Origin of the sequence: Propionivibrio dicarboxylicus (assembly GCF_900099695.1) — a bacterium.
GTDB lineage: Bacteria > Pseudomonadota > Gammaproteobacteria > Burkholderiales > Rhodocyclaceae > Propionivibrio > Propionivibrio dicarboxylicus.
Genome location: NZ_FNCY01000005.1, coordinates 1 through 11,670, shown reverse-complemented (window position 1 = coordinate 11,670; position 11,670 = coordinate 1). Strand labels below are relative to the sequence as shown.

The 11,670-nt window shown below is 62.7% G+C and carries 12 protein-coding genes; 9 read left to right on the top strand and 3 right to left on the bottom strand.

The genetic code is table 11. From position 1 onward, the window contains the following. Positions 1–48: 48 nt before the first annotated feature. Complete coding sequence (locus BLR25_RS07460) at positions 49–2,277, top strand: PAS domain-containing hybrid sensor histidine kinase/response regulator (RefSeq protein WP_091936119.1); 2,229 nt, start codon at positions 49–51, stop codon at positions 2,275–2,277. Between the two features lie 16 nt (positions 2,278–2,293). Here the strand turns inward: BLR25_RS07460 and BLR25_RS07455 are convergent, their stop codons facing one another. Beyond that, positions 2,294–3,259 carry a LysR family transcriptional regulator gene (locus tag BLR25_RS07455; RefSeq protein WP_091936116.1) on the bottom strand — a complete coding sequence of 322 codons (966 nt, stop codon included), beginning with the start codon at positions 3,257–3,259 and terminating at the stop codon, positions 2,294–2,296. Positions 3,260–3,531: 272 nt separating this feature from the next. Here BLR25_RS07455 and BLR25_RS07450 point away from each other — a divergent pair, with 272 nt between their 5' ends. Together BLR25_RS07450 and BLR25_RS07445 are read left to right on the top strand one after the other, a co-directional pair. Beyond that, a complete protein-coding gene (locus BLR25_RS07450; protein ID WP_091936114.1) occupies positions 3,532–4,563 on the top strand; it encodes a zinc-dependent alcohol dehydrogenase in 1,032 nt (343 codons plus the stop codon). A 37-nt stretch (positions 4,564–4,600) separates the two neighbouring features. Next, positions 4,601–5,260, top strand: coding sequence for an aspartate/glutamate racemase family protein (locus BLR25_RS07445; RefSeq protein WP_143009800.1), 660 nt, complete (start codon positions 4,601–4,603; stop codon positions 5,258–5,260). A gap of 93 nt (positions 5,261–5,353) precedes the next feature. On the opposite strand, the gene derI is transcribed toward BLR25_RS07445, so the two are convergent. Beyond that, positions 5,354–5,812 carry a D-erythrulose-4-phosphate isomerase gene (derI, locus tag BLR25_RS07440; protein ID WP_091936109.1) on the bottom strand — a complete coding sequence of 153 codons (459 nt, stop codon included), beginning with the start codon at positions 5,810–5,812 and terminating at the stop codon, positions 5,354–5,356. Positions 5,813–5,853: 41 nt separating this feature from the next. Next, positions 5,854–6,147: a YciI family protein gene (locus BLR25_RS07435; protein ID WP_091936106.1), complete on the bottom strand. Its 294-nt coding sequence runs from the start codon at positions 6,145–6,147 to the stop codon at positions 5,854–5,856. A gap of 126 nt (positions 6,148–6,273) precedes the next feature. On the opposite strand from BLR25_RS07435, the gene BLR25_RS07430 reads away from it, so the two are divergent. The 6 genes from BLR25_RS07430 to BLR25_RS07405 form a co-directional block, all read left to right on the top strand. Continuing rightward, on the top strand, positions 6,274–7,008 hold the full coding sequence (locus BLR25_RS07430; protein ID WP_091936104.1) for a FadR/GntR family transcriptional regulator: 735 nt from the start codon (positions 6,274–6,276) through the stop codon (positions 7,006–7,008). A gap of 169 nt (positions 7,009–7,177) precedes the next feature. Then, a complete protein-coding gene (locus BLR25_RS07425; protein ID WP_176785796.1) occupies positions 7,178–7,789 on the top strand; it encodes a class II aldolase/adducin family protein in 612 nt (203 codons plus the stop codon). Positions 7,790–7,839: 50 nt separating this feature from the next. Further along, positions 7,840–8,643: an N-acyl homoserine lactonase family protein gene (locus BLR25_RS07420; RefSeq protein ID WP_091936099.1), complete on the top strand. Its 804-nt coding sequence runs from the start codon at positions 7,840–7,842 to the stop codon at positions 8,641–8,643. A gap of 20 nt (positions 8,644–8,663) precedes the next feature. Beyond that, the gene (locus BLR25_RS07415; RefSeq protein ID WP_091936096.1) at positions 8,664–9,926 is read left to right on the top strand and encodes a Tm-1-like ATP-binding domain-containing protein; all 1,263 of its coding nucleotides are present in this window, start codon (positions 8,664–8,666) and stop codon (positions 9,924–9,926) included. A 130-nt stretch (positions 9,927–10,056) separates the two neighbouring features. Further along, complete coding sequence (locus BLR25_RS07410; protein ID WP_091936093.1) at positions 10,057–11,001, top strand: sugar ABC transporter substrate-binding protein; 945 nt, start codon at positions 10,057–10,059, stop codon at positions 10,999–11,001. Between the two features lie 181 nt (positions 11,002–11,182). After that, positions 11,183–11,670: ABC transporter permease (locus BLR25_RS07405; RefSeq protein ID WP_143009799.1), on the top strand; the 488-nt coding region annotated here is incomplete at its 3' end.

Here is an 11,670-nt window from a genome sequence, read left to right as displayed (position 1 = left end):
TCGCCGCCACCCAGCCTCTGCCAACTGCCACTCTCGCGGAGACCGCCCGTGAACGATAAAGGCGTCCGAATCGATCCGGCCGAAGCGGCAGCGCTGCAGGCCGAAAACGCGCGCCTGAAGAAGACGATCACGGCGCTGATGGATCACGTCGAACGCAGCGCCAGCCTGCAGAACTCCGACTTCAGCATTTTCCAGACGGCGATCCTGCTCGAAAGCCAGGTCGGCAAACGAACCGCCGAACTCCAGGCGCTGCTGGCCGAAAAGGAAAGCATCACGCGAGCGCTGCGCGATTCGGAAGAACGTTTCCGCGGCCTCGCCAACCAGTCGATGGTCGGCATCGCCATCATCGAGGACGGTAACCTCAGCTACTCGAACGATAAATTCAACGCGATCTTCGGCTATTCGGCCGACGAACTTCCGCGCAACCGTCCGGCCACGCTGGTCGTCCCGGAAGAAGTGCCGAACGTGCTCGCACGCTTCAAGCACCAGAGCAATCTCGAAATCGGCGGCCAGTATTTTCTCTGTCGCGGCGTCCGCCACGATGGCGCCGTCATCGACATCGAGGTCAACAGCAGCACGCTGATGATCGGCACGCGACGGGCGATCATCGGCGTCGTCAGCGACGTCACCCAGCGCGTCGCCAGCGAACGCATGATCGAGGCGCTGGTACGCGATCAGCATGCGATCCTGAACAGTCGCATCGTCAGCTTCATCAAGCTCAGGAACCATACCTTCACCTGGATCAACTCGGCCTCGGCCCGGATCGTCGGCTATACGCAACAGGAGTTGATCGGACAAGCGACACGCATCGTGTTCGCCGACGACCAGACCTACGAACGTTTCGGCCGCGAGACCGAGGCCGCCTTCGCACAAGGCAGGATCTTCCACGGCGAAGTTCCCCTGCGGCGCAAGGACGGGTCGGTCGGCTGGTACGAGTTCGACGGCGAGTCGCTCTCGGCCTCGGGAGAAGAGTCGATCTGGGCCTTCACCGACATCTCGGAACGCAAGGCCATGCTCGAGGAATTGCACGAGCACCGCAACAATCTCGAGGCGCTGGTGAATTCGCGTACGGCCGAACTCGCCCGCGCGCTCGACGCCGCCGAATCCGCCAGCCGCGCCAAGACGGCCTTCCTCGCCAACATGAGCCACGAGTTGCGCACGCCGCTCAACGGCATCATGGGCATGACGCAACTGGCCATGCGCATGGCCAGCGATCCCCGCCAGCGCGAATTCCTCGCCAAGAGCGAAAAAGCATCGAAGCACCTGCTCGCGATCATCAACGACATCCTCGACATCTCGCGCATCGAGGCCGACCGCATCGAACTGGTTGAAAGCCCCTTCGAGCTGCGGCCGCTGCTGCTCGATTGCCTGGCGCTTTACGAGGAACGGGCGGCGACGAAAGGACTTCGCCTCGTCGCCTGTATCGACGACGCCCTGCCGGCCAGGCTGTGCGGCGATGCCGTCCGCTTCCGGCAAACGCTCCTCAACTTCATCGACAACGCCGTCAAGTTCTCCGATCACGGCGTCATTACGCTGGAAGCATCGGAGGCGAGCAGCGACGCATCCAGCGTGCTGCTGCGCATCGACGTCGGCGACCAGGGCATCGGCCTGACGCCGGAGCAGCAGAGCCGGCTTTTCGCGCCTTTCATTCAGGTCGACTCGTCGATGACACGGCGCTATGGCGGCGCCGGCCTGGGCCTCGCCATATCGCGCCGACTGGCCCGGCTGATGGGCGGCGACGTCAGCGTTCGCAGCGCCCTCGACGTCGGCAGCACCTTCACCGTGACGGCCCGCTTCAGGAAGGAAAGCGAAGGTGCCAAGCCGGCCGAAACGAAGGCACCGGCGCGTCCCGCCCGGGAACTCCTGCGCGAGCAGTTCGCGGGGGCGCGCATTCTCGTCGCCGAAGACGACGAACTGAGCCAGCAGATCATCCGCATGCAGCTCGAAAGCGTCGGCCTGACGGTCGACGTCGCCGACAACGGTCGCATCGCCGTCGACTGCGTGCGCGCCACCCCGTATGCATTGATCCTGATGGACATGCAGATGCCCGACACCGACGGCCCGACGGCGGCGCGACTCATTCGCGCGCTGCCGCAGGGCGCCGTCGTGCCGATCCTGGCGATGACGGCCAACGTCTTTCCCGAGGACCGGCTGGCCTGCCTCAACGCCGGCATGAACGACCACATCGGCAAGCCCTTCGACCCGGAGCGGCTGTTCGAGACGCTGCTGACCTGGCTGCGCAACGGACAGGCGGCAGCGCCGGGCGCACCGGCCTGATCCGGACGCTCCGCCCTCAGACTGCCGACCGGCCCTCTTCCGCCTTCATCGCCCGCGCCACGGCGCGGACATGACGCATCAGCAGCGCGGCACCCGGCGACAGCAACTGGTCGCGATGCCAGATGATGCCGTAGCCGCCGACCTGACAGGGCACATCGATCGGCAGGATGGCGAGCTCGCCGGTTTTCGCATAGTGGCGGGCCACGTCGGACGGCATGATGTTGAGAAAATCCGATTGCCGCAGCAGGCTGGTGATGATCGCAATCGACGTCACCTCGACGACATTGGACGGCATCTCGAGATCGGCGCGCCGGAACATCATGTCAAAGTAATTTCTCAGGATGCTGCCCTGCGGTGAAAGAATCCATTTCGCCGTCGACAGGTCCTTGAGCGCAAGATCCTTGCGCTGACAGAGCGGATGACCGGTCCGGGCGACGATGCATTCGCTTTCTTCGCCGATTTCCTCGTAGAGCAAGCCCGGCTCGTCCTCTTTTTCGAGAATCCGGGCGATCAGGAAATCGAGCCGCTCCTGCTTGAGCTGGGCGACGAGATCGTCGCTGGTACCGACTTCGACGCCGATGCACAGGCCCGGCGCTTCCGCCTTCGCGGCGGCGATCGCCTGCGGCACGAGCGTCAGCGCCGGCGCGACGACGACGCCGATCGTCACCTGTCCCGACACGCCCGCGCCGACCGCGGCCAGCGCTTCCTGTCCCTGGACCAGATGCTCGAGCGCCAGGCGGACATGGCGGATCAACGCTTCCCCGTAGACGGTCGGACGCACCCCGCGCGGCAGACGCTCGAACAGGCTCACGCCGAGCATTTCCTCGATGTCCTTGAGCATCTTCGAGGCGCCCGGCTGGGTCATCGCCGTCAGGCTCGCCGCCTCGTGCATGTTGCGCGCGTCATCGAGCGCGACGAGCAGCAGCATGTGCCGCGTCTTGAGCCGCGTTTTCAGGCGGCGGGAAATTTCGGCGGAACCCATCGGACGACCTCCGGCGTTGTTATCGGCATCGGTATCGGCATCGACCCGGCGGGCGCATCGAAACCGATACCAAAATACGTATATGAAAAACGTAAAAATTCATTTGTTTAGTAAGTCAGCGCATTTTACTCTGGCAGTCAGCGATTAGAAGCACCGATTCACGACGGAGACGACACGATGACGCATGAATTGAGAATGACGGCCCGACCCGACGCGGCGTGGGTAGCCGCCGGTAAAGGAAGGCCATCCCGGCATTTGAGCGGGAGCGTCTTGTGAAAGCCCTGTATTACCTCGGCGAAAAGACCATGGAGTTGCGGGACATCCCGCTGCCGACGCTGAAACCCGGCCAGTACCTGATCCGTACCCGATCGAACGGCATCTGCGGTTCCGACTTCGAGGGCTATCTCGGAAAGACCGGCCGTCGCCTGCCGCCGATGATCATGGGACACGAAGTCGCCGGCATCATCGAAGAAGCGCCGGCGCTGGGAAAATTCGGCAAGGGCGAGCGCGTCGTCATTTTCCCGAAGCCGTTCTGCGGCGAATGCGAGTACTGCCGCAAGGGCCTCGTCAACGTCTGCCCGGCCGGCGTCTGCATGGGCGTCCTTGACCAGCCCGGCAGCATGACGGAGTTCGTCGCGGTCGACGAAAAGTACCTCCTGCCCTTCGCCGCGACGCTGTCCTACAACGAAGCGGCGATGACCGAACCGCTCGCCGTCGCCTACCGCGCCGCGCACAAGCTGAGCGACCGGGAACTCGCCGAGGCCGAGCATTGCCTGGTCATCGGCGTCGGGCCGATTGGCCTGCTGACGATCGCGGTGCTGAAACTGCGCGGCGCGCGCAACATCATCGCCTGCGACGCCAGCGACCACCGCCTCGGCGTTGCGCGCCAAATGGGCGCCGATTTCAGCATCAATCCGCGCCAGGAAGACTTTCTCGACGCGGTCAGGAAAATCACCGGCGGGAAGATGTGCGACTTCGCCATCGAAGCCGTCGGCATCGAAGCGACGGCCTCGAATTCGATCGACTGTTTGCGCATCGGCGGCACAGTCATCTGGATCGGCAATGCGCAGAAAATGGTCAGCGTGAATATGCAGAAGATCGTCACCACCGAACTCACCGTCAAGGGCAATTATGTCTATGGCCTAGAGGACTTCAAGGAATGCCTCCGACTGCTGGAGGAAAGGCGCATCGACATCACGCCGGTGATGACCGACGAATACCCGCTGGGCGACGGCGTGCAAGCCTTCCGGGATCAGGAAAACAACCGCGAGGGCAAGATCCTCAAGGCATTCCTGGTGAACTGACGCAAACCGCGAACCCCGCATGGCCAAGGAGACAAACATGAAAAAGATCGTACTGCTGCAAACCAGCATGGTGTCATTCGACGTGTTCAACCGCCTGTTTCAGGAAATCATCCCGGAAGCGCAGGTCTCGAATCTGGTCGACGAAGATCTGCTCGACACGCTGAACCGCAACCGCGGCATCACGCCGTCGATCATCCAGCGCATCTGCCAGTACTGCGTCGCCGCCGAAGCGGCCGGCGCCGACCTGATCTTCAGCCAATGTTCGTCGACGCGCGAAGGCATCGAATGCGCGCGCAAGATGGTGAACATCCCGATCCTCATGGTCGACGACGCCATGGCCGAACAGGCCGTCGCTGCGGGCAGCCGGATCGGCGTTGCCGCCACCGCAGCGGCAACGCTGAAACCGACGTCGGCGGCGCTGAGAAGCGCGGCCGCGGCGCAGGGCAAGGACATCGAAATAAAGACCTACCTCGCCGACGGCGCCCTCGACGTGCTGATGAAAGAGCGCAACCGCGACAAGCACGACCGCCTGATCATCGACCTGCTCAAGCGTGCAGAACAGGAAAACGATGTCATCGTCCTGGCACAGGGCAGCATGGTGACGATCGAACCGCTCCTCGGCGAGATCAAGGTGCCGGTCCTGACCAGCCCGAAACGCGGCGTCATCAAGGCGCGTCAGCTCCTTCTCGGCAACTGATACCGGTTCGTCATCGATAACCGGGGCGCAGCCCGTATCGTGACAATGTCTTGAAGCGAATGGCGCCCCGCACGGGGCGCCTTGCTGCAGACACTAGCGGCGATAAGACGCGTCGAGCGCGTCGATGGCGGCGACATTCGCCGCCGACGCGCCCTTCGGATCGAACTCGGAACACAGCCAGGCATTGACGATCGTCTTCGCCAGCTCCGACCCGACCACGCGCGCGCCCAGCGTGATGATGTGCGCATTGTTGCTCTTGGCGGCACGCTCGGCCGAGAACGTGTCATGCGTCTGCGCCGCGCGGATGCCCGGCACCTTGTTGGCCGAAATCGCCATGCCGATGCCGGTGCCGCAACAGAGGATGCCGCGATCATACTCGCCGGCGAGGATGGCCTTCGCCACCCGTTCGGCGATGTTGGCGTAATACTCGCCGCTGCCGGCCGGCGAACGGCTCAGTTCGGACACCTCGATGCCGGGGACATCGCTGAGGTGCTTGGCCAGGACTTCGGAAAGACTGATGCCGACGCTGTCGCCGGCGATCGCGATTTTCATTGGGATTCTCCCTGGGTTGGAAACTTTGCAGCGCTGCCGCGCTAGGCGCCGTCGACGAGATGCGCCAGACCGGCGCTGGCCATCGACGGCACGAACTCGACGATGTCATAATGCGCAATGCCTTCGCGCCAGAATGGGTCGCCGGCGAGAAGGGCTTCGAGTTCGGCACGTGTCGCCGCACGGGCGATGATGACGCCGCCGGTGCGCGGTTCGCGCCGGCCCGAGAGCAGAAATCGGCCGGCGTCGTACTGTGTTTTAAGATAGGCCCGGTGCTCGGCGACGAAGCGATCGACCTCCGACAGGGGCTTGAGATAATCGAGCAAAACGATGAACATTCGGATCTTCTCCGTGAAAATGTCGAAAGACTTGTTTTTTGAAATAAACGCGGATACATTACACCCAAGCCTAGTTGTTAGACAACATAACATCCACAAACAACATCGAGACGCGACGCGAATTTCATGGTGATCAACCGCACGAACGCCTGTGACCAGGTAGCCGAGGAAATCAAGAACCTGATCGTCAAGGGGTCCTTCAAGGTCGGCGAACGCCTGCCGACGGAAACCCAGCTGGCGGAGATGTTCGGCGTCAGCCGCGCACCGGTGCGCGAAGCGCTGCGAGCGCTGCGCCAGGCCGGTTTTCTCGTCACCAAACATGGCATCGGCACCTTCGTCAATGTGGTGAGCCCGGACATCCTCGGCAACGAGTTCGACACCTTCATGTTCTTCCAGGACCAGTCGCTGATCGAGATCCTGCAATTGCGCCGTCTTATCGAAGGCGAAGCGGCGCGACTCGCCGCCGAGCATGCGAGCGAGGCCGACATCGCCAGGATCCGCGAGAGCGAAGCCTTCGCCCGCACCGAAATCCTCAAGCACCGCGAAGGCAAGGACAACGCCTTCTTCGCCGCCGACCTCAAGTTCCACTTGGCCGTCGCCGAAGCCTCGCACAACGGCATTTATGTCAAGTTCATCCACTCGATCCACCAGACGCTGCACTTCCATCAGTTCCTGAGCCTCCGCGAATCCGTGCATCACGACGAGGTCATGGACTTCCACCAGGGCATCCTGGCTGCCATCGCCGAGCACAGCCCGGTCAAGGCGGCGAATGTCATGGAAAGCCACATCCGCCGCGTCGAGGAACTCGTCGCCGAAAGCGCCAAGAAGGCCAAGGCGGAACAGAAGCCAAGAAAGAAATAGGCACGCATCCCGACGCCCTCGGGCCACGCATCCTTCAAGTTCAACAAGAGAGATCCGGCATGTCGCCACTGTCTTTTAATTTCTGTTGTCAGACCTCCTGATCTCTGAGTTCGTCATATCTCAAGTCATGTCAAGTATCGCGCCAAACATCGCCTCAACAGGAGAACCCATGAACGACCTGATCGAAAAAGCCATCGCCGACTTCATCCTCGCCGCCCGCCGCGCCTATGACGCAAGAATACAAACCGGCAACGGCGGCAATCTCAGCGTGCGTATCGGCAACACCGGCATGATGGTGGTCAAGGCCAGCGGCGTCAGCTTCGTCGACTCGGCGCCCGACACGGTGGTCGTCACCGACCTCGAAGGACGTGTCATCGAAGGCGATCGTTCGCCGACCCGCGAACTGCTGCTGCACAGCGTGCTGTACCGCGAGTTCAGCCATTTCGACGCGATCGTGCATACCCATTCGCCCTATGCCATCGCCTGGTCGCTGAGCGGCAAGGACATCCCGCCGATCACCAAGCAGTCGCTGCTCAAGCTGCCGGGGCCGATCCCGGTCGTCCCGGTCGACACGCCCGAAGTGACGACGGCCGACATTCCGAAGATCTGCGCGCTGCTGAAGGAAAACCCCAAGCGCCTCGCCTTCGTGCTGCAGGGGCACGGCATCGTCGCCCTCGGCCGCAGCGCTGCCGAAGCCGAACACCTCGCCGAATTCGTCGAGGAAACGGCGCAGGTCGCCTGGCTCGCCGCCATCGGCCGCAATGCCGGCCTCATCGCCTGACGCCTTATTCAAAACGCTTCAACTCACTTTTTCACCCACAGGTCCACACCATGAACACCTATACCCTCCGCGCCATCGTCACCGGTTTCACCCATACCCACAAAGGCACCTACATCTACCACCACAGCACGCATGCCTATTACGACACCGAAGGCTATGCCGAACTGCCGGTGACGATTTTCCTGATCGAAGGTGCCGGCAAGAAGATCCTCGTCGACAGCGGCATGAGCAACACCGAGATCGCGCACAAATACCATCACCCCGGCTCCTACCAGCCCGAGGGCTACGCCGTGCATGAGCAGCTCGCGAAGATGGGCATCACGCCCGAGGAAATCGACATCGTCATCTTCACGCACCTGCACTGGGACCACGTCTATCACCTGGCGAAATTCAAGAATGCCAAGTTCTACGTGCAGCGCGCCGAATACGAATTCGCGATGAATCCGATTCCGCTCTACTACAAGTCCTACGAATACCCGGTGCTCGGTCTCGAACCGCAATTCAAGGACACCAAGTTCGAGCTGCTCGACGGCGAGGCCGAAATCATCGACGGCATCAGCGTCTATCCGACGCCGGGCCATTCGATCGGCCACCAGGTCGTCGTCGTCAACACCGAGGCCGGTGAGTACCACTGCTGCGGCGACGCGATGTTCACCTATGACAATCTCAAGCCGATCCCGAAGATCCACTACACGATCACGCCGCCGGCCCGCTTCGAGAACATCACCGAATCGTGGCGCAGCATTGAGACGATCAAGCGCCGCGCCAAGAGCCAGGAATTCATCCTGCTCACGCATGAGGCCGCCATGATCGAGCTCTACGAGAAGGGCATCGTCCTCGGCAAGAAGGCCTGAGCGCGATCGGGGCCGGCACGATGAAAACCATCGCCATCCTGGCGACAATGGACACCAAGCACATCGAGGTGTCCTATGCCAGAAACCTGATCGAAACGCTCGGCCACGCCGTCCGCGTCATCGATATCGGCGTCTCGGGCAAGCCTGCCGAGGGCGCCGGAGCCATCGAAATCCAGGCCGGTGAGGTGTTGCACGCGGCCGGCCTGAGCCTCGAAACGCTGACGCGCATGGACAAGGGCGCGCGCATCGAAACCATGGCCAGCGCGGCGGCGATCGCCGTCGCCGAATGTTTCAAACGCAAGGACTTCGACGCGATCCTCTCGCTCGGGGGCATCCAGAACACGATCATGGCGGCAACCGCGATGCGCGCGCTGCCGGTCGGCGTGCCGAAGCTGATCCTGTCGACGATGGCCAGCGGCAAGCGCCTGTTCGGTCCCTTCGTCGGCGCCAAGGACATCGTCGTCATGCACTCGGTCGCCGACATCTCGGGCATCAACCGCATCACCCGCAGCGTCATCGCCAACGCCGTCGGCGCCATCGTCGGCATGGCGATGTACGGCAACCGGCGCATCGAGGCGTCCGATGCGCTCGTCATCGGCGCAACGATGCTCGGCGTGACGAGCGGCGGCGTCTCGGCGGCAACAGCGCGCTTGCAAGACGCCGGCTACGAAACGATCTCGTTTCATGCCACCGGCGTCGGCGGTCGCGCCATGGAGCACTTCATCGCCGACAAGGTGATCGGCGCTTCGCTCGACCTGACGCTGCACGAGATCTCGTCGGAAGTGTTCGGCGGCTACTGCGCCGGCGCCAACGACCGGCTGCTCGCCGCGGCGGCGGCCGGCATTCCGCAGGTCGTCGCACCGGGCGCCGTGGATATCCTGAGTTGCAGCACCGACTTCGGCGTCGACAGCTTTCCGTCGAACTGGCGCGCACGCAAATCGATCGCGCACAACGCCAGCCTGTATCACGTCAAGCTCAGCGCCGCCGAAATCGCCCAGGTTGCCACCGTCATCGCCGAACGCCTCAACCAGGCGACCGGACCGCTGACGGTGCTGATCCCGAAACGCGGCTTCTGCGAGGCCGGCGCACCCGGACGGCCGCTCCATGACGCAGCCATCGACGCCGCCTTCATCGACACGCTGCGTCGCGGCCTCAAGCGCTCGATCCGCTGGGTCGAGGCCGATCTCAACATCAGCCAGCCCGAGTTCGGCGAACTCGCCGCCGCCGAATTGCAGGCCTACCTGCAAGCTCAGCCGGTCGCGCTGGCGATGGACTCGGCATGAATCAGGCACACGTCAGACAGTCATCAGACACAAATCAGACACAAGGAATTGTCGTCGCAGCACCAATGCAATCCGGATGTAGAACGAACGCAGTAATGAGGTAAATTCCATTCACCCTTGGGAGGTCGCAATGAACAGAACGAAGTTGATGTTGCTGGGCCTGGGTCTGCTGTTTTCATCGATCGGCTGCAGCTATGCGCAAACCGCTTACAAAGTCGGCTATGTACCGACATCGATCGGCCAGGCGCTGACGCAGGCCTGGAAAACCGGCGTCGAAAATGTCATGAAGAGCTATCCGGGATCGACGCTGCAGTCCTTCGATGCGCAGATGAAAGCCGAGATTCAGGTCACGCTGATGGACGACCTGATCAACCAGGGCTACAACGCCATCATCCTGCAACCGGCCGACGCCGCCGCGCTCACCGCGAGCGTCCGGAAGGCCGAAGGCAAGGGCATTCACGTCATCACGCTCAATACCGACACGCTGCTGCCTCATGCCGCTTGCGTGACGATGGACGACGAAGGCGCCGGCGCCATGGTCGGCGAGCGCATCGGCAATGCGCTCGGTGGCAAAGGTAGCGTCGCGCTGATCCAGTCGCCTCCGGGCGCACAGGCCGGCGTCGAGCGCGAGAAGGGATTCCGCGCCGTGATGACGAAAAACTTCCCCGGCATCAAGATCGTCGGCGCCCAGAACGGCATGTGGATCAAGGACAAGGGCATCGAAATCATGAACAGCTTCCTGCAGATCAACAAGGATCTCGACGCCGTCTTCGCCGTCAATGACAACATGGCCGAAGGCGCGATGATTGCCGCCGAGGCCGCCGGCCGCCTTGGCAAGATCCAGATCTGGGGCTTCAACGGGCAGAAGAGCACGCTGGCGCTGATCGAGCAGGGCAAGATCACCGGCACTGCCTACACCAACGCCTACAACCAGGGCGCCACCGCCGCGCAATATGCGTTTGATCTATTGACCGGCGCCAAGAAGAAAGCGGCCAAGACCGAGGTGATCACCGTCCCGCCGTTCGCCGCCACGCGCGACACGGTCGCCCAGATCAAGAGCGAGGATCGCTGGTAAGCCACGGCGCACGCGGCGGCACCGGCCGGTGCCGCCGCCCGCCCGACACCCACGCCGCCGCGCTACTCATGCTGAACGCATTCATCGCGACGACGCGGTGACACGCGGCCCGGCGCGCACACGCGCTGCCGGGAACGCCCCCGGTCACCTTCGACGTCCTCGAAACACAGGAGAACCCATCGTGTCGGTCAGTGCCATACGACGACTCATCCTGATCGGCTTGCTGCTGGTCATCTCGCTTGCCATGTCGGTCATCACGCCGGCATTCCTGACGCTGGACAACATCATGACGCTGCTGCAGGAAGCGTCGCTGACGGGGATCATCGCGATCGGTTTCACGCTGGTGCTGATCACGGCGGGGATCGACATGTCGATCGGCGCCGTGGTGGCCATCACCTCGATGGTCTGCATCAATTTCATTTCCTACACGCAACTGCCGGCGTATATCTACATTCCGATCGCGCTGGCCGGAGGCTGCCTGATCGGCTGGGTGAACGGCTTCTTCATCACCTACTTCGAGCTGCCTGAATTCATTGTCACGCTGGCGACGCGGGGCATTCTCGCGGGGTTGGCGCTGATCGCGGCGGTCAAGGACGAACAGGGCTTCGTCAAGAACGTCTTCATCCAGGACGAGGTCTTTCTCTCCTTCGGCGAGACGGTCGGGCCGGT

Coding starts and splice junctions, on each gene's coding strand:
- BLR25_RS07455 (WP_091936116.1), bottom strand. CDS start 3,259: ATGGGTTCCGCCGAAATTTCCCGCCGCCTGAAAACGCGGCTCAAGACG.
- BLR25_RS07445 (WP_143009800.1), top strand. CDS start 4,601: ATGAAAAAGATCGTACTGCTGCAAACCAGCATGGTGTCATTCGACGTG.
- derI (WP_091936109.1), bottom strand. CDS start 5,812: ATGAAAATCGCGATCGCCGGCGACAGCGTCGGCATCAGTCTTTCCGAA.
- BLR25_RS07435 (WP_091936106.1), bottom strand. CDS start 6,147: ATGTTCATCGTTTTGCTCGATTATCTCAAGCCCCTGTCGGAGGTCGAT.
- BLR25_RS07430 (WP_091936104.1), top strand. CDS start 6,274: ATGGTGATCAACCGCACGAACGCCTGTGACCAGGTAGCCGAGGAAATC.
- BLR25_RS07425 (WP_176785796.1), top strand. CDS start 7,178: ATGAACGACCTGATCGAAAAAGCCATCGCCGACTTCATCCTCGCCGCC.
- BLR25_RS07420 (WP_091936099.1), top strand. CDS start 7,840: ATGAACACCTATACCCTCCGCGCCATCGTCACCGGTTTCACCCATACC.
- BLR25_RS07415 (WP_091936096.1), top strand. CDS start 8,664: ATGAAAACCATCGCCATCCTGGCGACAATGGACACCAAGCACATCGAG.
- BLR25_RS07410 (WP_091936093.1), top strand. CDS start 10,057: ATGAACAGAACGAAGTTGATGTTGCTGGGCCTGGGTCTGCTGTTTTCA.